The organism is Pseudomonas fluorescens (assembly GCF_019212185.1).
Taxonomy (GTDB): Bacteria; Pseudomonadota; Gammaproteobacteria; order Pseudomonadales; family Pseudomonadaceae; genus Aquipseudomonas.
Window position 1 is genome coordinate 623,973 of sequence record NZ_CP078138.1, and the last position, 22,077, is coordinate 646,049.

Annotated in this window: 25 protein-coding genes; 3 read left to right on the forward strand and 22 right to left on the reverse strand. The window is 62.7% G+C overall.

Annotated features, from left to right (window positions below; genetic code table 11):
* Positions 1 to 10: 10 nt before the first annotated feature.
* From queC to KW062_RS02800, 20 genes are all read right to left on the reverse strand, one after another.
* A complete protein-coding gene (gene queC / locus KW062_RS02705; RefSeq protein WP_027617440.1) occupies positions 11 to 709 on the reverse strand; it encodes a 7-cyano-7-deazaguanine synthase QueC in 699 nt (232 codons plus the stop codon).
* A 130-nt stretch (positions 710 to 839) separates the two neighbouring features.
* The gene (locus KW062_RS02710; protein ID WP_027617441.1) at positions 840 to 2,063 is read right to left on the reverse strand and encodes a beta-ketoacyl-ACP synthase; all 1,224 of its coding nucleotides are present in this window, start codon (positions 2,061 to 2,063) and stop codon (positions 840 to 842) included.
* Positions 2,063 to 2,791 (reverse strand): 3-oxoacyl-ACP reductase FabG, encoded by a 729-nt coding sequence (gene fabG / locus KW062_RS02715; protein WP_027617442.1) that lies wholly within the window; start codon positions 2,789 to 2,791, stop codon positions 2,063 to 2,065. The genes KW062_RS02710 and fabG overlap by 1 nt, the downstream gene beginning before the upstream one ends.
* Positions 2,784 to 3,248 (reverse strand): hotdog family protein, encoded by a 465-nt coding sequence (locus KW062_RS02720; RefSeq protein ID WP_105754041.1) that lies wholly within the window; start codon positions 3,246 to 3,248, stop codon positions 2,784 to 2,786. Before KW062_RS02720 ends, fabG begins: the two co-directional genes overlap by 8 nt.
* The gene (locus KW062_RS02725; RefSeq protein WP_105754040.1) at positions 3,245 to 4,438 is read right to left on the reverse strand and encodes a beta-ketoacyl-[acyl-carrier-protein] synthase family protein; all 1,194 of its coding nucleotides are present in this window, start codon (positions 4,436 to 4,438) and stop codon (positions 3,245 to 3,247) included. The genes KW062_RS02720 and KW062_RS02725 overlap by 4 nt, the downstream gene beginning before the upstream one ends.
* On the reverse strand, positions 4,435 to 4,923 hold the full coding sequence (locus tag KW062_RS02730; protein WP_371321427.1) for a hypothetical protein: 489 nt from the start codon (positions 4,921 to 4,923) through the stop codon (positions 4,435 to 4,437). The genes KW062_RS02725 and KW062_RS02730 overlap by 4 nt, the downstream gene beginning before the upstream one ends.
* The gene (locus KW062_RS02735) at positions 4,920 to 6,152 is read right to left on the reverse strand and encodes an NAD(P)/FAD-dependent oxidoreductase (protein ID WP_371321440.1); all 1,233 of its coding nucleotides are present in this window, start codon (positions 6,150 to 6,152) and stop codon (positions 4,920 to 4,922) included. Before KW062_RS02735 ends, KW062_RS02730 begins: the two co-directional genes overlap by 4 nt.
* Before the next feature lies 1 nt (position 6,153).
* A complete protein-coding gene (locus tag KW062_RS02740; protein ID WP_105754038.1) occupies positions 6,154 to 7,314 on the reverse strand; it encodes a sodium:proton antiporter in 1,161 nt (386 codons plus the stop codon).
* Positions 7,311 to 9,650, reverse strand: a complete 2,340-nt coding sequence (locus tag KW062_RS02745; RefSeq protein WP_105754037.1) for an MMPL family transporter — start codon at positions 9,648 to 9,650, stop codon at positions 7,311 to 7,313. Before KW062_RS02745 ends, KW062_RS02740 begins: the two co-directional genes overlap by 4 nt.
* The gene (locus tag KW062_RS02750; RefSeq protein WP_105754036.1) at positions 9,634 to 10,290 is read right to left on the reverse strand and encodes an outer membrane lipoprotein carrier protein LolA; all 657 of its coding nucleotides are present in this window, start codon (positions 10,288 to 10,290) and stop codon (positions 9,634 to 9,636) included. The genes KW062_RS02745 and KW062_RS02750 overlap by 17 nt, the downstream gene beginning before the upstream one ends.
* The gene (locus tag KW062_RS02755) at positions 10,284 to 10,712 is read right to left on the reverse strand and encodes an acyl-CoA thioesterase (protein ID WP_027617450.1); all 429 of its coding nucleotides are present in this window, start codon (positions 10,710 to 10,712) and stop codon (positions 10,284 to 10,286) included. The genes KW062_RS02750 and KW062_RS02755 overlap by 7 nt, the downstream gene beginning before the upstream one ends.
* Positions 10,705 to 12,249, reverse strand: a complete 1,545-nt coding sequence (locus KW062_RS02760; RefSeq protein WP_105754035.1) for an HAL/PAL/TAL family ammonia-lyase — start codon at positions 12,247 to 12,249, stop codon at positions 10,705 to 10,707. The genes KW062_RS02755 and KW062_RS02760 overlap by 8 nt, the downstream gene beginning before the upstream one ends.
* A complete protein-coding gene (locus KW062_RS02765; protein WP_027617452.1) occupies positions 12,230 to 13,177 on the reverse strand; it encodes an LpxL/LpxP family acyltransferase in 948 nt (315 codons plus the stop codon). Before KW062_RS02765 ends, KW062_RS02760 begins: the two co-directional genes overlap by 20 nt.
* On the reverse strand, positions 13,174 to 13,908 hold the full coding sequence (locus tag KW062_RS02770) for a glycosyltransferase family 2 protein (RefSeq protein WP_105754034.1): 735 nt from the start codon (positions 13,906 to 13,908) through the stop codon (positions 13,174 to 13,176). The genes KW062_RS02765 and KW062_RS02770 overlap by 4 nt, the downstream gene beginning before the upstream one ends.
* Complete coding sequence (locus KW062_RS02775) at positions 13,901 to 15,583, reverse strand: acyl-CoA synthetase family protein (protein ID WP_105754033.1); 1,683 nt, start codon at positions 15,581 to 15,583, stop codon at positions 13,901 to 13,903. Before KW062_RS02775 ends, KW062_RS02770 begins: the two co-directional genes overlap by 8 nt.
* Positions 15,580 to 16,125: a membrane protein gene (locus KW062_RS02780; protein ID WP_027617455.1), complete on the reverse strand. Its 546-nt coding sequence runs from the start codon at positions 16,123 to 16,125 to the stop codon at positions 15,580 to 15,582. The genes KW062_RS02775 and KW062_RS02780 overlap by 4 nt, the downstream gene beginning before the upstream one ends.
* Positions 16,122 to 16,376, reverse strand: a complete 255-nt coding sequence (locus tag KW062_RS02785) for an acyl carrier protein (protein WP_007909503.1) — start codon at positions 16,374 to 16,376, stop codon at positions 16,122 to 16,124. Before KW062_RS02785 ends, KW062_RS02780 begins: the two co-directional genes overlap by 4 nt.
* 9 nt (positions 16,377 to 16,385) lie before the next feature.
* Complete coding sequence (locus KW062_RS02790) at positions 16,386 to 16,646, reverse strand: phosphopantetheine-binding protein (RefSeq protein WP_027617456.1); 261 nt, start codon at positions 16,644 to 16,646, stop codon at positions 16,386 to 16,388.
* Positions 16,627 to 17,436 carry a lysophospholipid acyltransferase family protein gene (locus KW062_RS02795; RefSeq protein WP_105754032.1) on the reverse strand — a complete coding sequence of 270 codons (810 nt, stop codon included), beginning with the start codon at positions 17,434 to 17,436 and terminating at the stop codon, positions 16,627 to 16,629. Before KW062_RS02795 ends, KW062_RS02790 begins: the two co-directional genes overlap by 20 nt.
* Positions 17,412 to 18,131, reverse strand: coding sequence for a beta-ketoacyl synthase chain length factor (locus KW062_RS02800; protein ID WP_027617458.1), 720 nt, complete (start codon positions 18,129 to 18,131; stop codon positions 17,412 to 17,414). Before KW062_RS02800 ends, KW062_RS02795 begins: the two co-directional genes overlap by 25 nt.
* A gap of 356 nt (positions 18,132 to 18,487) precedes the next feature.
* Between KW062_RS02800 and KW062_RS02805 the strand changes: the two genes are divergently transcribed.
* Positions 18,488 to 19,258: a ParA family protein gene (locus tag KW062_RS02805; RefSeq protein WP_027617459.1), complete on the forward strand. Its 771-nt coding sequence runs from the start codon at positions 18,488 to 18,490 to the stop codon at positions 19,256 to 19,258.
* A 14-nt stretch (positions 19,259 to 19,272) separates the two neighbouring features.
* Here KW062_RS02805 and trxC read toward each other — a convergent pair whose 3' ends face one another.
* Positions 19,273 to 19,707 carry a thioredoxin TrxC gene (gene trxC, locus KW062_RS02810; protein WP_105754031.1) on the reverse strand — a complete coding sequence of 145 codons (435 nt, stop codon included), beginning with the start codon at positions 19,705 to 19,707 and terminating at the stop codon, positions 19,273 to 19,275.
* Positions 19,708 to 19,903: 196 nt separating this feature from the next.
* On the opposite strand from trxC, the gene KW062_RS02815 reads away from it, so the two are divergent.
* A complete protein-coding gene (locus tag KW062_RS02815; RefSeq protein WP_105754030.1) occupies positions 19,904 to 20,200 on the forward strand; it encodes a type II toxin-antitoxin system HigB family toxin in 297 nt (98 codons plus the stop codon).
* Positions 20,197 to 20,598: a helix-turn-helix domain-containing protein gene (locus KW062_RS02820; protein WP_027617462.1), complete on the forward strand. Its 402-nt coding sequence runs from the start codon at positions 20,197 to 20,199 to the stop codon at positions 20,596 to 20,598. The genes KW062_RS02815 and KW062_RS02820 overlap by 4 nt, the downstream gene beginning before the upstream one ends.
* A 6-nt stretch (positions 20,599 to 20,604) precedes the next feature.
* Here the strand turns inward: KW062_RS02820 and selO are convergent, their stop codons facing one another.
* Positions 20,605 to 22,068 carry a protein adenylyltransferase SelO gene (selO, locus tag KW062_RS02825; RefSeq protein WP_105754029.1) on the reverse strand — a complete coding sequence of 488 codons (1,464 nt, stop codon included), beginning with the start codon at positions 22,066 to 22,068 and terminating at the stop codon, positions 20,605 to 20,607.
* Positions 22,069 to 22,077 lie beyond the last annotated feature (9 nt).

Consider the following 22,077-nt stretch of genomic DNA (forward strand, 5'->3'; position numbering starts at 1 on the left):
GTTGCGTCCGCTACGACAGGACGACTTTTGCTTTTAGCGAATTCATCACTTCCGTTCTGTTTTCAAGAAACGCCGAAAGTCCTTTCGCCCGAAGGTTACAGGCATCGCAATGTTTGCACCCTTCGCCTTGTATTCCCTGGTAGCACGTCAGGGTCTCGTTACGGACCAGTTCCAGTTGTCCGTAGTGTTCGGCCAGTGCCCAGGTCTCCGCCTTGTTCAGCCACATCAGCGGGGTTTCGATTTCAAGCATGTAGTCCATGCCCAGTACGACGGCCAGGTTGAGCGCTTTGACGAACTGATCCCTGCAATCCGGATAGCCGGAGAAATCTGTTTCGCAGACGCCCGTGATGACACTGCGGGCCTGGATTTGATAAGCGTAAATAGAAGCCAAGGTTAGAAAGATGATGTTCCTGCCCGGGACGAAGGTACTGGGTAAACCACCGTTCGCGCTATCCGGGAGAGGCAATGGGATGTTGTCACGTGTCAGGCTGCTGATAGCGAGTTCGCCCAGCAGTGAGGCGTCCAGAATCTTGTGCGCGGCGACGCCCAGTTTTGTTGCAAGCTGCTGCGCCACCTCAATTTCTGCCCGATGGCGCTGGCCATAGTCAAACGTGATGCAGTGCACCTCGTCGTACCTGGCCATGGCGTGGATCAAGCAGGTCGTTGAGTCTTGTCCACCACTGAAAACGATAACGGCTTTGTTCGTCATTTATTCATCCTTTGGAGTTGTGCCAGGAGCCAGCGATCTGATTGTCTACTTCCTGATGCAGTTCAGACCGCTCGCTCTCCTTATCTCTGACACTTGACCGATTGCTGTCCATTTGTCCTGAATCAATAGTTCACCACCGCCGAAAAACCAACGACGTATTCACCCCACCAAACGCAAAGTTATTGTTCATCACATACCGATTGCTCATCTGCCGGAATTCGCCACGCAGGTAGTCCAGGGCGCCGCATTGGGGGTCGATGTGGTCGAGGTTGAAGGTGTGGGCGTAGTCGTCGCGATTGAGCATTTCGATGCTGAACCACGACTCCAGTGCGCCACAGGCGCCGAGTGTGTGGCCGAGGAAGCTTTTCTGCGAGCTGATGGGCATGTGGCTGCCGAACAGGCTGCTGGTGGCCTGGGTTTCGGCAATGTCGCCCTGTTCGGTGGCGGTGCCGTGGCCGTTGACGTAGCCGATTGCCGCGGGTTGCAGGTCGGCATCCTCGAGCGCCAGTTCCATCGCCCGGCGCATGGTGGCCTGCTCGGGACGGGTGGTGTGCTGGCCGTCGGCGTTGCTGCCGAAGCCGACGATTTCCGCGTGGATATGGGCGCCTCGGGCCAGGGCGTGTTCGAGTTCTTCGAGCACCAGCATGCCGGCGCCTTCGCCGATCACCAGGCCGTCGCGGGCGCTGTCGTAGGGCCGTGGGCTGGTTTGCGGTGCGTCGTTTTTCAGGCTGGTGGCGTAGAGCGCGTCGAACACCATCGCCTCGGTCGGGCACAGCTCTTCGGCGCCGCCGGCGAGCATCAGCGGCAGGCGGCCGAACTTGATGGCTTCGTAGGCGTAGCCGATGCCCTGGCTGCCGCTGGTGCAGGCGCTGGAGGTGGGGATCAGGCGACCGGTCAGGCCGAAGAAGATGCTGATATTGGCCGCCGTGGTGTGGGGCATCATGCGCACGTAGGAGTTGGCGTTGAGTCCTTCGGCCACCGAGTTCAGCAGCATGTTGCCGAAGGCCTTGATCTCGTCGGTGCTGCCGGTGGACGAGCCGCAAGCGACGCCCATGCGCCCGTCCTTGATCGACTCGTCGCCGAGCAAGCCGGCATCGGCGAGCGCGCGCTCAGCCGCACCCACAGCCAGCCGCGACACCCGGCCCATGCTGCGCAGCTGTTTGCGGGTCCAGTGTCCGGGCACCTGAAAATCATCGATCGGTCCGGCCAGGCGGGTGTTCAGTTCGGTGAAGCGATCCCACTCGTGCATTCGGCGGATGCCGCTATGGTTGGCCTTGAAATGCCCGGAGATGGTTGCCCAGTCGCTGCCCAGGGAGGTGATGCCGGCCATGCCGGTGACGACGACGCGCTTCATCAGCACAGCCCTCCATTGACGGCCAGCACTTGCCGGGTGATGTACGAGGCTTCCGCCGACATCAGGAAATTCACCGCGCCGGCCACCTCTTCCGGGGTGCCCATGCGTTGTGCGGGGATCATTTTCATCAGTTCTTCCACCGGCACGTTGTCGTCGAGCATGGCCGTGTCGATCAAGCCGGGTGCGACACAGTTAACGGTTATTTTGCGCTTGGCCAATTCGATCGCCAACGCTTTTGCCGCGCCGATCAGGCCGGCCTTGGAGGCGCTGTAGTTGACCTGGCCGCGATTGCCGATCAGTCCGGAGACCGAGGTGATGCAGACGATTCGTCCCGCTGCGCGGCGGCGGATCATCGGCATCATGACCGGGTGCAGGACGTTGTAGAAACCGTCGAGGTTGGTGCGCAGCACAACGTCCCAATCGTCCTCGCTCAGTGCGGGGAATGCGCCGTCGCGGGTCAGCCCGGCATTGAGCACCACGCCATAGTAGGCGCCATGGGCCTCGACATCGGCTTCCAGCGCAGTCTTGCAGGCGGCGCGATCGGACACGTCGAATTGCAGCACCCGGGCGTTGCGGCCCAGGGCTTCGATCTCGGCCTGCACTGCGCTGGCTTCTGCCAGGCCGCTGCGGCAATGCACGACAATGTCATGCCCGGCCTGCGCCAGGCGCAAGGCAATGGCGCGGCCGATGCCACGGCTGGAGCCGGTGACCAGTACGGATTCAGTCATCGCGGGACTCTCTGGGTGGATCGAGATAGTGAGCCGCCTTGGGCGGCTTGAACACATTCAAGCGGGCGCTGGCGTGGATGCCCGGCGCATTGATATGGCATTCGAACACGCCCATGCCGTTGTCATCCTCAAGCGATCGCCGGCCATGCAGGGTGAGTTCGGTCCCCACCGGGAAGTGATCGACGTTGCATTCGAATTTTCGACTGCCAAGCAGGAACCCGAGTTCCACCGCGCGGCCTTCCTCGCGGGCCCGGCAGCCGGCAAAAGCGGCGACGGTCTGGGCCATCAGCTCAATGCCGACCCAGGCCGGCAGGCTGCCGTCCTCGCGGCTGAACAAACCGCCGGGCTTGACCGTCATGCGGGTGTGGATCTGTTCTTCGTCAAAGGCCAGTACCTGGTCGATGAGGATCATGTCGCCGGCGTGGGGCAGCAGTTCGGCGAGCGGCCAGTCAATCATGGTGCGTCTCCGATAATCAGGCTGACGTTGTTGCCACCGAAGGCGAAGGAATTACTCATCAGGTAGCGCGCAGCTGTGGACGCCAGGCGATCTTGCGGGGTCACCCAGTGCAGCGCTGGCAGTTCGGGATCGGCCTGGCCATCCCAGAGGTGCGGCGCCAGGCGGTTGTCGGGGTTGTCCGGGCTCAGGCTTAGCCAGCAAAACGCAGCTTCCAGGGCGCCGGCGGCACCGAGGGTATGGCCGGTCAGGGGCTTGGTCGAGGAGCAGGGCAGGCCCTCGGGAAACAGGCTGGCAACGGCGCGGCTTTCCATGGCGTCATTGTGCTGGGTGGCAGTGCCGTGCAGGTTCAGGTAGCTGATTTGCCCGGCTTGCAGGCCGGCGCGGGCCAGGGCTTTGTGCATGGCTTGCAGCGCGCCACGGCCAGCGGGTTCCGGTGCGGAAATATGGTGTGCATCAGAGCTGGCGCCGCCGCCCAGCAAGGCGATGGCGGGTGCATGGGCAGAGCGGGTCATCAGGAACAGCACCGCCGCCTCGCCGATGTTGATGCCGTTGCGGTTGACCGAGAACGGATTGCAGCGTTGCCCGGACACCGCTTCCAGTGCCGAAAAGCCGTTGAGCGTCAGCTTGCACAGGCTGTCGACGCCGCCGCACAGCACTGCGTCGCACAGGCCCAGGTCGAGCAGGCGCTGGGCGCTCATCAACGCACGGGCGCTGGAGGTGCAGGCGGTGGAAATCACGTAGGCCGGGCCGCTGATCTGTAGCCAGTCGGCGAGAAAGTCGGCTGGCGCGCCAAGCTCCTGCTGCCGATAGTCATAATCAGCGGGGAACTGCCCGGCTTGCAGGTACGTCCCCAGGCTTTCACTGGCCTCATGGATCCCCGAGGTGCTGGTGCCCAGCACTACGGCAATGCGCTCGCGACCGTAGGTGTGGATTGCCTGTTCGATCTCGACACGAATCTGCAACGCCGCCTCCAGCAGCAGCTGGTTATTGCGGCTGGCGTGGCGGCTCAGTTCAGCGGGGATCGGTGGCAACTGGCCCTGGACCGCGCCCACCGGCAGCGAACGCTCGGGCACCCAGCCGGATGCTGCGCGCATGCCCGAGTCGTCCCCGGCAAACAGGCGCTCGGCGACTTGGCGTTTGCCACGACCGAGGCTGCAGACCAGCCCGAGGGCGTTGAGGTAGGCGGTCATGGCATGTCTCCACTGAGCGGCGTGACCTGATACTTCGGCCCCTTCATCAGCCTCAGTTCAAAGTTCAGCGGTTGCTGGTAGCGCACGTCCCAGCGTTCCGGCAGCGCGCGTTGTGCACCATGCTGCCAGGCGACGGGGTAGTTGGCCGACAGTTCAGCTGTTGGGGTCAAGGCGAACAGCAAGGCGGCGAACAGCTCCCTGGCCTCGGGATTGGGCGGCAGCAGGCCGTCAGCCTGCCATTCACCGTCTTGCAGGATCTGTCGCGCCTGGGGAATGCCCAGCAGGTCCATCATCGACCAGCGAATACCACTGCCTTCCTGCTGAACCACCAACACCCAATCCTGGCGTTGCTGGTCGACGGTCTGCTCGATGTGCAGTTGTAACGGCAGGGCGAGGGTCGGTTGCGCGGCGGGCAACGGCGCGCGACTGGCGCAGGCACTCAGCAGCAGGGCACAGGACAGCAGCATCAGACGAATCAGGTTCATGTGGCGTCCCGGGCACAGATTTGCGAAATCATCTTCAATCGACGGCGCGCTTCGCTGACAAACGGGTTGCGCTCATCCCAGGCGTAGCCGGCGAGGATCGAGCTGATCATGCGGCGGATCTCCACGGTGCCGCCCTCATGGTAGATCACGTCCTGGAAGGTTCCGTTGTACCAGCCTTCGACATAGCAACGGAAGGTATCGACGCCGCGCTTCAAGGGCTCGGCGAACTCGCTCTGCCAATCGACAGCGTGGCCTTGCAGTTGGCGATCGAGTACGGCAGCGGCCATGCTCGCCGAGCGCATGGCAATGGTCACGCCGGAGGAAAACACCGGGTCGAGAAACTCCGCAGCATTGCCCAGCAAGGCGAAGCCGGGTCCGTGCAGGGTTTTGACGTTGGCCGAGTAGCCGCCGATGGTCCTGGCCTCGGTGTCCCATACGGCGTTCTCCAGAGCGCCGGCCAGGCTGGGGGTTTCGGCGATGAAGCCTTGCAGGCAGGCGTCGAGGTCGTCCGTGCGGCCAGCGAAGTGTTCCGCCGCCGCCACCACGCCCACCGAGCAACGACCGTTGCTGAAGGGGATGGTCCAGAACCAGATATCGCGCTGGGTCGGGTGGGTGGTGATGAGGATCTTTTCGCGGTCGAACGTTGGGCTGTCGATCTGGTCCTGGACATGGGTAAACACCGCCTGGCGCGGCGGGAAATTCGAGGGTAGTTCAAGGTCCAGCAGGCGCGGCAGGACCCGACCGTAGCCGCTGGCGTCGAGGACGAAGGCGGCCTCCAGCATGTACTGGCTGGCATCTTCGCGCTGGACGATCAGACGCGGTTGCGGCCGCTCGAAGTCGACGCTGACGATGCTCTCGCCGTAGCGGATTTCCACACCCTGCAGGGCGGCCTGATCAGCCAGCAGCTTGTCGAAGTCAGCACGCTGTACCTGGAAGGTGGTCGGTTTGCCGGCGGTGAAGGTGTCGCCAAAATCGAAGGCGCTGTAGCGCTCGCCCCAGGCGAAGGCAGCGCCATTTTTCAGCTGGAATCCGGCGGCGTTGACCGCGTCGAGCATGCCAGCTTCCTCGACGAAATCCAGGCAATGGCAGAGCAGGCTTTCGCCAATTGAAAACCTCGGGAAGTGCTGGCGTTCGATCACCAGCACATCGTGACCCTTGCGCTTGAGCAGTGCACCGGCAATGGCGCCGGAGGGACCGGCACCGATGATGACGACCTGACGACGTTGCAGTTCAGTGAGGGACACTTGGATTCCTTGGCGCAGTGGCACTGTTCAGGGGCGCGCGCTGCAGACCGAGCAGGGCCGGCAGCAGCGTCGCGGCGAGGCCCATCAGCATCAGCGCGAAGTACAACGCACCACTGATGAGCTGTTGTTGCAGCAACAGATTGAGAAAGACGATCTCGCTCAAGCCGCGAATGTTCAGCAGCACGCTTTCGCGCCAGCGGCTGGCGCCGGCGAAAGACTCTCCGGCCCAACCCAGGCCGAGCCAGTTGCCCAGTAGTTTGCTGGCAATCGGCAGCAGTAACAGGGCCACCAGTTGCAGCCAGCCGAGGCTGTCCAGCGCGTTGTGCACATTGATCTGCACAATGCCGAAGGTGAGGATCAGCGGGATCGCGATCCAGGTCTGCAGGGCGGTCATGAGGGCGGCGGGCAGGGGCGGCACGAACGGCACCTTCAGGGTCGCCATGCACAGCAGGTAACCGATGCCCAGAATCAATGCGTTGAGCCGGTAGTGTTCGGCCACCACCAGCAGCGCAAAGAAACCCGCACAGTAGATCAGTGGCCTGCGCAGGCCCAGCAGGCGCAACAACAGCGGCGTGCAGCCGGCCAGCAACGGCAGCAACAGGCTGCTCAGGTGCAGACTGCCTTGGGCCAGGGCGAACAGGGTCCAGCAGGTCAGGTCGATGAGGATTGCGGTTTGTACCAGGCGCCGAGTGGCTGCCGGCGGATAGTCGATATGCCGCAGGTACAGGTACAGCACCGGAATCGCGGTAATGGCGAACAACAGCCCAACCGCCAGCGAGCTGATCCACGGCTGTGCCGGCAATAGCCAGACTGCGGTAGCCAGGCCGCAGGCGAAGGGGATGACGAAACTCGGCAGGGCGATTTTCAGGCTCTGGCGATCCAGGCGCAGGTCGATCACGTCGCTGAGGATATGCCCCAGCAACAGGGCGAACGCCAGGCTGTAGAGGTTTTTCAGCCAATCCGGGGCGATCAGTTCGGCGCCGCTGAGATGCCAGCCGGGCTCGATCCAGAAGTACATCAGCAGTGGCAGGCCGAAGGTTGCCAGCAGCAATTGGCTGACGATCGGAATCAGGCCGAAGCGCTTGCCGATACGGGTCGCCATCGCGAACAGCGCCAAAGCCATGAGCCAGAACAGGGCGATTATCATGCCGCTGGCTCCACCAGTGACGCGGCATGCGACTGGCGTCCGGCCCAGGGCGCGAGCATGAAGCTGAACATCAGGCCGAGGCTCACCGACAGGCCGAAGTTGCTCACTGCCGGGGTGCTGGAAATCGCCAGCAGGCCGAACGACAGCCAGGTGGTCAGCGCCGCCAGCAGGGTGCCCAACAGGCTCACGGCGGCGCCGCCGATCTGCTCGCGCATGAGGATCGCGTAGTCGACACTGATGGCCGTGACCAGCAACAGGCCGAACAGGCTGAACAGCGTCAGCGGTTGTCCCAGCCAGCCGAGGCTGGCCAGGCTGCACAGAGCGGCCAGCAGCGGTAGGGCGACAATCCGCGTGGCACCACCAAGCCCGAAGGGCAGGAGCAGCACCAGGACGATCAGCACGCAGGAGGCGAGCTTCAATTCGGCGGCGCTGATCTGGGTGGCGGCAAAGACTTTGTTCAGGTCGCCAAGGCGGTCCACCAACTCCACACCGGGCATATCCAGGGCTTGCAAGCGCAGCAGCGATGAATCGTTCAGGCCTTGCAGGCTCACTGTTGCCGCCACCCCGTCAGCCGTCTGGCCCAGCCACAGCGTGCGGTAGGGTTCGGCCAGGGGGCCTTGCAGCGCGGCGTCGATGTCCTCGTCGGGGAGCGCCTGCAGGGCCATCAGTTCGCTCTGCAACGCGGCCTCCGGCACGCCGAGTTGCAGCAGCGGCTGCCAGTGCTGTGGCAGTTTGGCCAGGGCCTCGCGCAGACGTTGCTGATCGGCGGGCGTGCTGAGCAGTTGATCGAGGCTCAGGTAGCCTTCGAGCTTGTCCAGGGCGACCAGTTGCTGCAGGCGCTCGCTCAGGGCGTGTTGGCGTTCGAGCAGTTGCTGCTGGTCGGCGGCGCGCACCAGGAAGAACTGGCTGGTGGGCTTGTAGCCGGTAATCTGCGCGATAGTCCGCGCCTCGTTGGTCAGTTGCTCGGGGGTGCCGACCCATTGGCGAATGTCGTTGTGAGTGCGCAATTGCAGCAGTCCGCCGACACAGAAGGCCAATAGCAGGGCCAACAGCAGCGGGGTGCGCAGGTGCTTGAGCAGGGCTTCACGCAGATTGAGCAAGGCCTCGCAGATGCGCAGCGGCCATTGTGCCGGGCGCAACTCGACACCTTTGAGCAGTGCCGGCAACAGGCACACCGCCGATAGGTAGGCGCCAAGCAGCCCGGCGGCGGAGAACACGGCGATCTGGGTCAGGGCCGGGAAGGGCGTCCAGGCCAGCGCCAGGTAGCCAATGCAACTGGTGATCAGGCTCAGGGTCAGCCCGGGCAGGGTCAGGCGCAAGGCCGGCCAACTGCGCCAGGGTTTCAGGCTCCAGCTCTTGGACAAGTAATGCAGCGGGTAGTCAACGGCCACGCCAATCAGGCTCGACCCCAGCACCAGGGTCATCACATGCATGCGCCCGAACAGCGCCACGCAGGCCACCGCGCCGAACAGCATGCCCACCAGTACCGGAATGAATGCAAGCAGCACCCGCCAGTGACGGAACGCCAGCAACAGCAGGAGCAAAATCCCCAGGGTTGCACCGCCGCCTACCCAGGTGATTTCCCGAGTGGCTTGCTGCTGCCCGGCGGCGGCGTACAGCAGGCCGCTGGCCGCCAGCAGTTGCACATCAGATTTGGCTGCCTGCTGCCGGCTGCTTTCCAGCAGTCCGGCCACCTGCAGCGGCAGGTTCATGTCGAAGGCGTCGCCGCGGGTGCGGGCACGCAGCAGCACCCAACTCTTGCCGTCGGCATCGGCGATCAACGCGCCGCTGCCCAGGTCCAGTTGCACCGCGCCGCGCCGAGGCTGGCTGTTCTGGATGCGTCCGGTGAGACCCAGCCAGTCGTCCTGGCTGGGCACCAGGCTGAAGCTGCTGAAGGGGTCGAACAAAGCCTGCACCCGTTGCTCGATAAAGGCCTCGGGATGTTCGATCAGTTGCTCCCGATCTGCTTCTGAAAGCATTGCCAGGCGCCCGCGCAGGAGCTGTTCACGCAGGGCCGGCAGATCGGCCTGGAGGTTCCACTGGACCTTCTCGAACAGGCTGCTGGCCTGCCACTGTTCGCCCAGGGTTTGCGCCATGTGGATCGCCTGGCTGCGGTCCTGGTGGCCGACCAGCACCAGCATTTCCCGATTCAGCGGTTCCTGCATGCGCTGTTCGGCGCGCAGTTCGAGGGCGTCTGGGGCAGTGCCGGGAGCCAGTTCCAGAAGGTTGGCGGACAGCGGAGCACCATCGCGCCATTGCCAGGCACCCATCGCGAGCACAGCCAGCAACAGGCTGAGGAACAGCCAGGGCAGCTTGCGCTCACTGGGCAAAGTCATGTTGCTCCGCGTCGCTCAAGGGTTGACTGTCGGTACTGTCGAGCATGCGCAGCACGGTGCTGTCGCCTTGAGCTTCCAGCAGTTCGATGCGTTGCACCAGGACACCGCCATCGATGTTGATCTGTTTGAACACCTGCTTGAGCAGCAATGAGCGCGGGACCAGGGTCAAAGTCCAGTGTTGTGCGTCGCCGTTCAAGGCCAGCTCGAAATCCCGCTGCAGACCACTGCTGTCGCCTTGCAGCACCGCAAGGAACAAACGGTTCTGTTCGGCCCCGGCACTTTTTCCGGGCAGCTGTTGCCAGGTATCGCCTTCGCGGCGGGCAATGCCTTGAGGGGTGATGCGGTAATCCTGCTGCAAGGGCGTTTTCAACAACCACAGCAAGCCATGGTCCTTGGCCAGGACGAAGTTGCCTTTGCTGGTCAACGGCTGCGGCAGGGCACGCAGGTGTTTTTCCTGGACGAAGTTACCGTGGATCACCGCCGGCTTGGCCAACTGCTCGCTCAACTGCTGCAAGTCGAAGGCCTGGGCCAAGGCGGGCATCAACAGTGCAATCACCACGCCCCCTGTCGGTGCGAGCCTGCTCGCGAAAAACTCAAGAACCCCCCGGACTAGCTGGTGCCCCATCACCGCCCTCAACATTGCAAAGCCCTCTCCACGGCATCAATCAACACCTTCGGCGACACCAACTGCATCTCCCGACTGTCCAGCGCCACCGCCACCTGCACGGTGCTGGCGCGGGTCAACCGTTCGCCTGTGCTCAGATCGCTGATCAGGTAATTGATCTTCAGCCGGTTCTCCCACTCCACGAGGCTGGCGCGCACATTGAGCTCCTGGCCGAACACCGCGCCGCGCACATAGCGCAGCTGCAGGTCGATCACCGGCCAGGCATAGCCCGCCTCCTGCATGGCCAGGTAGTTGTGGCCGAGCTGGTCGAGCAGGGCGCAGCGCGCGACTTCCAGGTATTTCACGTAATGCCCGTGCCAGACCACGTGCATGCTGTCGACGTCGAAGAACGGCACGCGGATCTGCGTGTCGCTGTGCAGCACTCCCTTGCTACGCATGCAGCCTCCAGTGTTGTTCGCCGATTCGTTGCAGGCACAGACGCAAATCGCCTTCCAAAGCGCGGTCTTCGATCACCGGCGCGAAGTCCTCGCCGAGCGCTTCGTGCATGGCGGCCAGGGCTGGCGGCAAAGGCCGGGCATCCTCGACCTGGCTGCGCAGCCAGACGCCTTGGTTGGCCGCAAGCAAAGTGGCCGCCGCGACCTGTTCGGTCAATTCCAGCACTCGCAGCGCATCGCGGGCGGCGATGGTGCCCATGCTGACTTTGTCCTGGTTGTGGCACTCGGTGGAGCGCGAGAACACACTGGCTGGCATCGTGTTTTTCAGCGCTTCGGCGGTCCAGGCGCTGGCGCCGATCTGCACCGCCTTGAAACCGTGGTTGAGCATGGCCCGCTCGGCGCTGGCGCCGGACAGGTTGCTCGGCAATCCATGGTTGTAGCGCTCGTCGACCAGCAGCGCGAGTTGTCGGTCGAGCAGGTCGGCGACGTTGGCCACGAGGTTTTTCAGGCTGTCCATGGCGAAGGCGATATGCCCGCCATAGAAGTGCCCACCGTGCAGGACGCGCTCGGCCTCGGCGTCGATGATCGGGTTGTCGTTGGCGCTGTTGAGTTCGGTCTCGATAAACGAGCGCAGCCAGTTCAGGCTGTCTGCCAACACGCCCAGCACATGGGGCGCACAACGCAGGGAATAGCGGTCCTGCAGGCGGTGCAGCGGGGCGGTAGGGGCATTGATCGCCAGGTCTGCGCGCAGCCAGGCGGCGACCTGCATTTGCCCGGGATGGGGTTTGGCGGCGAACAGGCGCTCGTCGAAATGTTCCGGGTTGCCTTGCAGAGCGACCACATTCAATGCGGTGATGCGCGTGGCCAGTTGCAGCAGGTAGTCGGCGCGGGCGAAGGCCAGGCAGGCCAGGCCGGTCATCACGGCCGTGCCGTTCATCAACGCCAGGGCTTCCTTGGGGCGCAGCACCAGCGGCGTCCAGCCCAGTTGTTGATGGACCTCGGCGGATGTACGGCGCTCGCCGCGAAACAGCACTTCACGCTCACCGGAGAGCGTCGCCGCGACGTAAGACAGGGGCGTCAGGTCGCCGCTGGCGCCCACCGAGCCTTCTTCCGGGATCAGCGGCAAAATGTCGTGTTCGAGAAACGCTTGCAGGCGCTCCAGCAGTTCCACGCGTACCCCGGAGACGCCTTGGCACAGCGACTGCAAACGCGCCGCCAGCACCGCGCGAGTGGCTGCCGGGTCAAGCAGCTTACCCAGGCCACAGCCATGAAAGGTGTACAGATGACGGGGCAACGCCTCGACGTGATGCAGCGGCACCGCCACCACGCAGGAATCGCCATAGCCGGTGGTCACGCCATAGATCACGCCTTCCTTGTCCAGCAGCGAATCGAGGAATCGCGCACCCTTGGCGATGCGCTCGCGGAACGCGCTGTCCGCTTGCAGGCGCGCCGGTGCCCTCTGCCGGGCCAGCGCCAGCACGTCCTCTATGCGCAAAGGGAGTTCGCCGAAGGTGATCGGCTCAAGCGTTGGCGTCGTCATCGGTCTTCCAGAAAGGGTAGAAATTGAACCACTGTTGGGGCGCTTCGAGGCAATAGTGACCCAGCCGCTCGGCGTAGCGCGAAGCCCACTGATGAATGACCTGCTCGCGCTCACTGCGTTTCCAGACCACTGCATCGGCAAAGGGTTCAAGGGTCAGTCGATAGCCGCCGGAGGGCTTTTTCAGGCACAGCAGCAGGTTCACCGGACATTTCAGCAGTCCGGCCAGCAGCCACGGGCCCTGGGGAAAGGCCGCCGGATGCCCGAGGAAGTCCACCGTCACGCTGCGCCCGCCGTGCAGCGGCACGCGGTCGCCGGCAATCGCCAGCCATTCGCCGCGCTCCAGGCGTTCGTGCAGTTGCAGCATGATCAGTGGATCGAGCTCACTGACTTGAATCAGCCGCAAATGGGTCGCCCCGGCTTCACCCAGCAGGCGGTTGAACTGTTCGGCGTGCTTGGTGTGCACCAGCACGTTCATGGTGACCCGTTCGCCGATTTCCGCCAGCGCGCGGCAGACCTCGAGATTGCCCAGGTGCGCGCCGACCAGCAGTTGCCCGCGAGCGCCACGCAGTTGAGTGCGCAGCAAGGCTGGGTCGTGGATTTCAATCTGTTCGATGCCCAACTTGCGATTCCACACGTCGAGCTTGTCGAGCATCGAATCGGCGAAGGCCATGAACTGGCCAAATACCCGCCAATGGCTGGGACGCAATTGGTCGCGCCGGCTCCAGTCGGCCAGGCGTTGCTGGTATTGCCAGATGCTCTGGCGGGCATTGCGGCCGAACAGGAAAAAGTACAGCACGATGCCGTAGAGCAGCGGGCTCAGCAGGCGGCGGCCAAGGACTTTGGCGGCGACTGCGGTGAACTTCATCAGCCAGAAACTGCCGCGCTCCTTGCGGTCTGCCCAGTGCTGCTTGTCCAGCGGACGATTCATGCTCGGCACCGGCGCCAGAGGATCAGCGGCGACCGCAACAACATGCCGAAGAACAACCGGGTGTGCATGCTGGAAATCAGCACGTTGTCGTGGAACAGGCGGAAATGCGACACCCCGTCCAGCGGGTAATGCACGCGGGTTTGCAGCCACTGCATGGGCTGATTGCGCCAGGCCAGGCGCACCAGGATGTCCGAGTCGAAATCCATGCGCTTGCCAATGTTCGCCGAGGCGATCAGGGCCAGGGTCGGCGGCAGCGGGTACACGCGAAAGCCACACATCGAGTCGCGGATCTGCAGAGACAGGGTGTTGATCCAGACCATCACGTGGGTCAGGTAGCGGGCGTACAGGCGGCCCTTGGGCACGCTGGCGTCGTACCGCGGATAGCCGCAGATCAGCGCGTCGGGGTGGCGCCTGGAGTGTTCGATGAATCGCTTCACGTCCTGCAGGTCGTGCTGGCCGTCGGCATCGACCTGCAAGACGTGGCTGAAGCCCAGGCGCGAGGCTTCGCGCAGGCCGCACATGACCGCAGCGCCCTTGCCCTGATTGCTTGCGAGCCGGACCAGGAACACCCGGTCACGTTTGGCCAGGCCGTCGAGTACCCGGGCACAGGAAGGGTGACTGGCATCGTCTACCAGGATGCATGGCAAATCATTGGCCAGCAGCGTATCGACCACGGTCGCAATCGCACCTTCGTGGTTGTAGACCGGAATCACCGCGCAGGGGTTATGCATCATCCGCCGCCTTGAGCAAGATCCGCCCGCTGGAGCAGGTGGCGGTGGCATTGCGGTAAGTGAAGTACAACTTGCTGCGCTCGGCATCGAAGCGCAGGTGCAACTGGATTTCATCGCCCGGACGTACCAGTTGCTGGAACTTCAGCACTTCCATGCCGGCGAATACGTGCGGCAGGCTCATCAATTGCTGACCCAGATTCATCGCCCAGTCCACTTGCACCACGCCAGGCAACACCGGGGCTTGGGGGAAGTGGCCAGTGAAATAGGCGAGGTCGGGAGGGACGGCCAGTTGCAGGTTCCATTCGCCTTCGGTTTGCGACTGTTCGAGGACTTCCGGGGCCTTGGTGCGCGGCGCCAACAGCAGGGCGTCGACCTCGCGCTGGGGCAGTTTGCCCTGGGCATTCAACGGCAGTTGCCGCAGCAGGCGCCAGCGCCGAGGCAGAGCCAGGCTTTCGCAATATTGGCTGAGATGCTGGCGCAGGGCCTGAGTCAGGCCGCGGCGCCCGCCATTGCGCAGCGCGTGGAGGCCCGATTCGCTCAGGACCAGCACGGCGCCGAGAGACGCACGATTCTCCTGCACCACCCCCAAACGTGCTTCGGCGACCCAAGGGTGGGTGACCAAGGCCTGTTCCAGCATGGGTAATGAAATGCGTTTTTCTTCCAGCTTGACGATACGATCCAGCCTCCCCAGCAGCTCGAAGCGGCCGTCAGTGGTGATTCGCGCGGCATCGGCCGTGTGTTCGATGTGTCCGGCTGGCAAGTAGGGCGAGGCGATCAGCAGTGCGCCATCGCTGTCCTGGCTCAGCGTGATGCCGGCGAAGGGCTGCCACAGCGGCTGTCCCTGGCGCCAGGCGATGCCGCCGGTTTCCGAGCTGCCGAGAATTTCCGTCGGCCACTGCTGCAAGCGTTCATGCAAGCTCTGCGCGGCAGCCTCGGGCAGGGCCCCACCGGAGGAGAACACCCGGCGCACCGCACTCAAGGCCGGCCAATCGAGGTTATCGCCCATGCGTTTAAGCAGTGCCGGGCTGGCGACCCAGGCAAATGCCGGGTGGTCGAGGCTGGCGCGTTGCAGGTCTTCGGGGAAGGCCAGTTGCCGACGCACGAAGGAGCGTCCGGCGCACAGGGGCCACAACACCCGAAATAACAGGCCGTAGATGTGTTGCGTGGCGACGCTGCCGATCAGGCAGGCGTCGCCCAGGTCGGCGCCCCACAGCAGCTCCAGGGCTTCGACTTCGTTGGCCAGTTGGCGCAGGGATTTATCGATACGCTTGGGTTCGCCGGTTGAGCCGGAGGTGCACAGGCTCAACTGGCAACGGTCGAGGTCCAGTAGCGCGGGGGCCAGGGGTGAGGCTTGGCAGTCGGTCAGGTGGGCATCGCCGGGTTGGTCGGTCAGCCACAGATCGATGTCGCTGGACCAGCGTTGACGGGTTTGCGCTTGCAGGTCAGCGGGCAGCAGCACGCCGACCCCGGCCCGCCAGGCGCCAAGCAGGGCAATCGCCAGGTCGGCGGCGTCTTCCAGATGCACGGCGATGCACTGCACGCCCTGGGCCTGCAGATGGGCAGCCAGGCTCAGGGCCTGTTCGCACAACTGGGTATGGTCCAGCGCCGGACTAGTGGTCACGGTTCGGGACATTGGCATCTTGAGCAGCAATTGCTCAAGTTTGATCCACTTCATGGCTGGCCTCGTAGCCGTTGTCGAATGAGCCACTCAATGGCAAACATCAGGCCGATCAATCCGTAGGAAATCAGGCCGGTATACAGCGTCCACCAACTCAGCGGCGCCCAGAGAGTCAGCGCGGCCGCGCACAAACCGTTGCCCAGGAAAAATACGCACCAGGCCCAAGTGACCTGGCGGGTATAGACAACCGCTCGCGGCGGCAACTGCGGCTCGCGCAGGCGGGCCAGGCGTTCGACCATTGGCGGACCATATTTCAGACTAGCGGCGAACAGACCGAGCATCAGCGCGCTGATCAGCACCGGGTACCAGCGCAGCAGATCCGGGCTGTCGAACAGTGCCAGCAACAGGCAAAAGGCAATGACCGCACCGGCCATCCACAGGCTGCCTGGCTGGCGTTTACCGGCCAGGGCCTTGGCCAGCCACAGACCGCCCAGCAGCAGGGCGAACTGCCACGGGGCGAAATGTGCCATGCCGTAATACACCGCAAAGGGGTACAGCAGGCCCGCGAGCAGCAGGCCAAGGCCGATCAATTGGCTCATGCGGCCGGTTGAACCAGGCGGTAGACCGCTTCGACCACATCGCCGACGGTACGCACCGACTTGAACTCTTCGGCGGCGATTTTCTTGCCGGTCTGGCGCTTGATGTGGTCAATCAGGTCGACGGCATCGATGCTGTCGATTTCCAGGTCCTGATACAGGTTGGATTCCAGGCTCACGCGCGCCGGGTCCAGTTCAAAGAGCTCGACCAGGGCATCGCGAAGGGTGTTGAAAATATCGTCACGAGTTTGCATGGTCCGGTCTCAAGCTGCCTGTTTTGCTGTGACGAACGCCGCAAGGCTCGCCACGTTGCTGAAATGATTGCGGGTGTCCTTGGCGTCGGCATCGATCTTGATACCGTACTTTTTCTGGATGGCCAGACCCAGCTCCAGCGCATCCACCGAGTCCAGGCCGAGTCCTTCGCCGAACAGCGGGTCTTGGTCATTGATGTCCTCGACAGCCATGTCTTCAAGGCCGAGGGCATCGATGATCAGTTGTTTCAAATCACGGTTCAGATCGCTCATCTGTGGCGAGCTCCTTAATGTAGTAATGGTGCAAATAGTCATTGAGCTTGCGCGAGGCCTGCGGCGCAGAGCCTGCACTGGCAAAGGCCTGCGGATCGATATCGGCGCCGACGCGGAGGCTGAAGTGCACGCGGCGGACGGGAATCCGGTACCAGGGCTCGGCTTTCGTCAACGTGCTGGGGTTGACCTTGATGATTACTGGGGTCAGGACGCTTGCACCGCGCAGCGCGATGGCCGCGCCACCGCGGTGAAACGCCGGCGGCTGGCCGGGCCGGGTGCGGGTGCCTTCGGGAAAAATGATCAGGGTTTGCCCGCTTTTCAGGGCTTCGGCTGCCGTATCGAGCATATCCATGCTGCCATCGTTGCTGATGTACTCGCTGCAGCGTAGCGGAGTGCGGGTGAAAGGATTGTCCCACAGGCTTTGCTTGACCACGCAGTTGGCGTGTCGCACCAGGCCGATGAGGAACACCACGTCGATCAGCGACGGGTGATTGGCGATGATCATTTGTCCGGGACGGCCCAGGCGCTCAGCGCCCTGGATTTCATAGGTGAGTACGCCGGTTCGGGCCATAAAGCGCACAAAGCACCAGAACAGCCAGCTGACAATCTGGCGTGCCCGTTGGCGGTGCGTCTGGGCGTCACCGGGCAGCCACCCTAGCACGGGGAAAACCACCAGGCGCAGGCACAGACCGCCCAGTCCGAACAGGGCAAAGCTCGCGGCAGTCGCCAACAGCCGCCAGTAATAGGCGTCGCGGTTTTTCTCGGTCACGGGTTGCGTTGCCAGGTCCATACACGATTTTTCCAGGCATGTTGGCAGGTAGTCTGCTGGCCGAGCAGGGTCTGCAGCAGATTCAGCGCGTGCGGCCAGTGGGCGTTGGACAACGGATCGGGTGAGCTGTTCAGGGTCAGTTGCCAGTCATTTCCGGGGGTTATCAACAGGCCAACGGCATAGGGAAAGGGCACGTCGTCGATCCACGGCGAGTAGGCTTCTGGCGGCTGGTCTTCGCTGATCACCAGCAAGACAGCCGGTGCGCCTTCGTCCAGCAGCGCCACCGCTTCGAGCATGCCGTGCTCCAGCCCATCGCCTGCGGCGGCCAGTGCGGTCATTTCGCTGGTTTCGCCACGCATGATCGACCACAGGCCAATGATTGCGTTATGCACCGAGAGGCTGAACTGCGTGGGTGACAAGGGCTGCTCGGCGGCCAGGTCGCTGAGAATCTCGAAAGTGCGCGGGGTTTCGCCGTGGCGGGAAACGAACACCAGGGGCAGCGCGTCGAGGCCCTCCGCCAGCGGCCAGCCGACGCTGAACGCCATCCGCGCCAGGCGACTCAGGCGTCGACGTTGCATGGCAGGAAGAAAGGACACATCGGGCGCCGCATCGCTGCTCGCCAGCTTGACCGGTTGTCGGCACCAAGCCTGCCAGTCGTCCACGCTTTCGAGCCCAGGGGCCCAGGCGCGCCATTGGGCGATGCTGAATGTGATCACGTGAAATTCATCCCGCCCCTGCGGGCTTGTTTGACGCGGTGAGTCGTTTCGACTGGCGATTGACCTTGCGTGGCACGAGGGCCGAGTGTCGCGCATTATCCCGGTGCCGTTGGTGTGTAGCAAATGTTGGTTACATTTTGTTCAATGGATGATCAGCGTTCTCAAACCGCTGAGGATGGACGATTATCCACATTGCGCTGGCAAAATCTGCCCGGCACATCCGGAGGGAAATGACGAAATCACTGATTTTTCTGCAAAGAATGTAATTGACCCTGTAGTCCGTATCTCGTCGAGGTAGCTAAGCAGTGCAGTCGGCTACTACACTCGATCATTCTTTGATACACGGAGGTTTTGCAATGCGGCGCGTGGTGTTCAATCAGAAAGGTGGCGTGGGCAAATCCAGTATTGCCTGCAATCTGGCGGCGGTCAGTGCCAGCGAGGGCTATCGCACCCTGCTGGTGGATCTCGATGCCCAGGCCAACTCCACTCAATACCTCACGGGCCTGACCGGCGACGACATCCCGATGGGCATTGCCGATTTTTTCAAGCAAACCCTGTCGTCCGGGCCGTTCTCCAAGAAAAACAGGGTGGATATTTACGAAACCCCGTTCGATAACCTGCATGTGATTACCGCTACGGCGGAGCTTGCCGATCTGCAGCCCAAGCTCGAGGCTAAGCACAAGATCAATAAGCTGCGCAAACTGCTCGAAGAATTGTCGGAAGACTACGACCGGATCTACCTCGATACCCCGCCCGCCCTGAATTTTTACGCGGTTTCGGCGTTGATCGCCGCCGATCGCGTGCTGATCCCCTTTGACTGCGACAGTTTTTCCCGCCAGGCGCTATATGGCCTGATGGCGGAAATCGAAGAGTTGAAAGAGGACCATAACGAAGGCCTGCAGGTGGAAGGGATTGTGGTCAACCAGTTCCAGGCCCGCGCCAGTCTGCCTCAGCAAATGCTCGACGAGTTGATTGCCGAAGGTTTACCGGTGTTGCCGGTGTACCTGGGCAGTTCGGTGCGGATGCGCGAATCACACCAGGCCAACATGCCGTTGATCCACCTGGACCCTCGGCACAAGCTGACCCAGCAGTTTGTCGACTTGCACAATCTGCTCGAGCATTCCTGATTCGCCGCTGCGGATCAGATGCCCTGGCTGCGTAACCAGGCCAGCAACTGAGGTAATGGCAGCGCCCCGCTCTGGCGCGCCACTTCGCGGCCATTTCTGAACAGGATCAGGCTGGGGATTGAACGGATGCCCAGTTGCGCCGACAACTGCTGATTGGCCTCGCTGTCGAGCTTGGCCAACCGGCATTTCCCCTGCAACTGCCCGGCCGCTTGCGCGAATATCGGCGCAAACGACTTGCACGGTCCGCACCAGTCCGCCCACACATCCACCAGCAACGGCAGATCGCCCTTGATCTGGCTGGCGTAATCGTTCTGCTTCAAATCGAAAGGTTTGTTCAACAACACCTCGGCCTTGCAGCGCCCGCATTTGGGTTGGTCACCCAGGCGTTCAGCGGGAATGCGGTTGAGGCCGTTGCAGTGCGGGCAGGGGATGAGCAGTGGGTCGGTCATGGCAGGGGTCCAATCAAAGGCGGATATCCCCTATCTGGAGACAACGCCTGACAATTTCAATCAAGTGTCGCTGCGGTCAGTGCCTAGGCTGGTGAGAGTCCAAGCCACACCGTTGGTCAGCCTTGCACAATCGCATATTGCGATATATGTGGATTGTGATTAACTGCGACATAGCAAAGTGCGATAGGGAGATTGCATGCATGTGATTACCGAGAAGCGTATTTGGGAAGCGAAGGCGCAGTGGCCTCAGTCCGCGACTGCACTGGATCAGTGGTACCGCCTGGTCAAGCGCAACAATCCTCGGGATTTCGCGCAATTGAAGGCGATGTTTCCGGCAACGGACAGAGTGGGCTCACTGCATGTGTTCGATATCGGCGGGAACAAGCTGCGTCTGATAGACGTGGTGCACTTCAAGGCACAGCGGTTGTATATCAAGCAGGTGTTGGATCACTGTGAATATGACAAGGGAAAATGGAAGGAGGAGCGTCGATGAGCGTTCTGATCAAGCAAGCTGCGGAGCACTGGCACTTCATCGCGCCACTGCTGCGCAAACCGAAGAATGAAGCGGATTACGATGTGCTGGTGACCGCCCTCGATGAGCTGCTGGAGCTGGTGGGAGAGGATGAAACCAGCCCGCTGATGAGCCTGGTGGACATCCTCAGCGACTGGATCGAAGCTTACGACCAGCAACACCGGCCAATGCCGCTGGCCAGTGGAGTGGATGCCTTGCGCTACATGATGCGCGAGCATGGCCTGAGCCAAAGCGAGCTGCCTGGCGTCGGCGCGCAGTCGGTGGTCTCGGAAATACTCAGCGGCAAGCGCCAGCTCAACCTGAGGCAGGTCCGCTGGCTGGCCGAGCGCTTCGGGGTGTCGGTGGACACCTTTATCTGACGGGTTTTACGACGAGCAACTGATTTCCAGATGCTTGCCCCATTCCGGTGGCCGTTCCGCGAAGTGGGCCATGCCGGGTTGTTCATTGAACGGCTCGCTCAATACCTCGTGCAGGCGCCGGACGACCGAGTAATCACCGGCTTCGGCCGCGTCGATGGCCTCCTGCGCAAGGTAGTTGCGCAAGATGTACAGCGGGTTGACCGCGTGCATGCGCTGGCGGCGTTCGCTCTGGTCATCGTTGCCATCGCGGGACACGCGGGCGCAGTAGCGTTCGGCCCAGGCATCGAAACCCTTGATATCGACGAAGTCATCCCGCAGGCGGGCGACGGCCGACTCGGCGCTATGCTCGCCCAAGTGGCGGAAGAACAGGTTGTAGTCGACGCCGCTACTCTGCATCAACTGCAACAGTTGCTCGACCAGCGCCTGATCGTTGTCTTCGCCCGTGGTCAGACCCAGCCGACGGCGCATCAGGTCCAGATAGTGAACCTGGAACAGCGGCAGATACAGGCCGAGGGTTTCACGCAGCGCTTCGACGCTGATGAAGGGCGTCAAGGCTTGAGCAAGGGCGCTGAGGTTCCACTGGCCGATCGGTACCTGATTGCTGAACGAATAGCGACCCCTGTCATCGGAGTGGTTGCAGATGAAGTTGGCGTCGAAGTCATCAAGAAAGGCGAACGGGCCGAAATCGAAGGTGATGCCGAGAATCGACATATTGTCGGTGTTCATCACCCCATGACAGAAACCATAGGCTTGCCATTTGGCGATCAGCTCGGCGTTACGTTCAACGATTTCGCGGAACATCGCCAGATAAGGTTCTGGTTGCTCCCGGAACTCGGGGAAGTGCATGGCCAGGACGTGCTCACCGAGGGCCTTCTGCTGCTCCGGCCGCTTCGTGTAGTAGAAATACTCGAAATGACCGAAGCGGATGTGGCTGGGTGCCAGGCGCAGGACCATTGCCGCTCTTTCCTGCTTTTCGCGCCACACCGGGGTATCCGAGCCGATCACGCACAACGCGCGGGTGGTCGGGATGCCCAATGCATGCAGCGCCTCGGAGGCGAGAAATTCGCGAATCGACGAGCGTAGCACCGCACGACCATCGCCCATGCGCGAGTAGGGCGTCTGCCCGGCACCCTTGAGGTGCAAATCCCAATGTTCCCCTGCCTGGTTGTAGACCTCACCGAGCAGCAGCCCGCGTCCGTCACCCAGTTGCGGATTGTAGGAGCCGAACTGGTGCCCCGAGTACACCATCGCCCGTGGCTCGGCCTCGGCCCACAGTTTGTGGCCGCCGAACAATTCGGCAAATAACGGGCTCTCGGCCACTGCCGGGTCGAGGTCGAGCAGCGCCATGGCGGCAGGGCTGGCCACCACCAAGCGTGGTTCGCTGATGGGCTCGGGCAGGACGTGGGTTGAGAACGCGTCGCCCAAGCGGGCGAAGCGGTTATCGAAGGTCAGTTCGTCGAGGGCTTTCAACGGCCATCT

What these genes read in the sequence shown, in the direction of transcription:
- KW062_RS02730 (WP_371321427.1), bottom strand. Translation starts at nt 4,923, where the DNA reads ATGAACCTGATTCGTCTGATGCTGCTGTCCTGTGCCCTGCTGCTGAGT.
- KW062_RS02775 (WP_105754033.1), bottom strand. Translation starts at nt 15,583, where the DNA reads ATGAAGTGGATCAAACTTGAGCAATTGCTGCTCAAGATGCCAATGTCC.
- KW062_RS02785 (WP_007909503.1), bottom strand. Translation starts at nt 16,376, where the DNA reads ATGCAAACTCGTGACGATATTTTCAACACCCTTCGCGATGCCCTGGTC.
- KW062_RS02820 (WP_027617462.1), top strand. Translation starts at nt 20,197, where the DNA reads ATGAGCGTTCTGATCAAGCAAGCTGCGGAGCACTGGCACTTCATCGCG.
- KW062_RS02750 (WP_105754036.1), bottom strand. Translation starts at nt 10,290, where the DNA reads ATGTTGAGGGCGGTGATGGGGCACCAGCTAGTCCGGGGGGTTCTTGAG.
- KW062_RS02740 (WP_105754038.1), bottom strand. Translation starts at nt 7,314, where the DNA reads ATGATAATCGCCCTGTTCTGGCTCATGGCTTTGGCGCTGTTCGCGATG.
- KW062_RS02815 (WP_105754030.1), top strand. Translation starts at nt 19,904, where the DNA reads ATGCATGTGATTACCGAGAAGCGTATTTGGGAAGCGAAGGCGCAGTGG.
- KW062_RS02795 (WP_105754032.1), bottom strand. Translation starts at nt 17,436, where the DNA reads ATGGACCTGGCAACGCAACCCGTGACCGAGAAAAACCGCGACGCCTAT.
- KW062_RS02780 (WP_027617455.1), bottom strand. Translation starts at nt 16,125, where the DNA reads ATGAGCCAATTGATCGGCCTTGGCCTGCTGCTCGCGGGCCTGCTGTAC.
- KW062_RS02760 (WP_105754035.1), bottom strand. Translation starts at nt 12,249, where the DNA reads ATGACGACGCCAACGCTTGAGCCGATCACCTTCGGCGAACTCCCTTTG.
- KW062_RS02725 (WP_105754040.1), bottom strand. Translation starts at nt 4,438, where the DNA reads ATGACCGCCTACCTCAACGCCCTCGGGCTGGTCTGCAGCCTCGGTCGT.
- fabG (WP_027617442.1), bottom strand. Translation starts at nt 2,791, where the DNA reads ATGACTGAATCCGTACTGGTCACCGGCTCCAGCCGTGGCATCGGCCGC.
- queC (WP_027617440.1), bottom strand. Translation starts at nt 709, where the DNA reads ATGACGAACAAAGCCGTTATCGTTTTCAGTGGTGGACAAGACTCAACG.
- KW062_RS02755 (WP_027617450.1), bottom strand. Translation starts at nt 10,712, where the DNA reads ATGCGTAGCAAGGGAGTGCTGCACAGCGACACGCAGATCCGCGTGCCG.
- KW062_RS02710 (WP_027617441.1), bottom strand. Translation starts at nt 2,063, where the DNA reads ATGAAGCGCGTCGTCGTCACCGGCATGGCCGGCATCACCTCCCTGGGC.
- KW062_RS02720 (WP_105754041.1), bottom strand. Translation starts at nt 3,248, where the DNA reads ATGATTGACTGGCCGCTCGCCGAACTGCTGCCCCACGCCGGCGACATG.
- KW062_RS02745 (WP_105754037.1), bottom strand. Translation starts at nt 9,650, where the DNA reads ATGACTTTGCCCAGTGAGCGCAAGCTGCCCTGGCTGTTCCTCAGCCTG.
- KW062_RS02765 (WP_027617452.1), bottom strand. Translation starts at nt 13,177, where the DNA reads ATGAATCGTCCGCTGGACAAGCAGCACTGGGCAGACCGCAAGGAGCGC.
- KW062_RS02770 (WP_105754034.1), bottom strand. Translation starts at nt 13,908, where the DNA reads ATGCATAACCCCTGCGCGGTGATTCCGGTCTACAACCACGAAGGTGCG.
- trxC (WP_105754031.1), bottom strand. Translation starts at nt 19,707, where the DNA reads ATGACCGACCCACTGCTCATCCCCTGCCCGCACTGCAACGGCCTCAAC.
- KW062_RS02790 (WP_027617456.1), bottom strand. Translation starts at nt 16,646, where the DNA reads ATGAGCGATCTGAACCGTGATTTGAAACAACTGATCATCGATGCCCTC.
- KW062_RS02805 (WP_027617459.1), top strand. Translation starts at nt 18,488, where the DNA reads ATGCGGCGCGTGGTGTTCAATCAGAAAGGTGGCGTGGGCAAATCCAGT.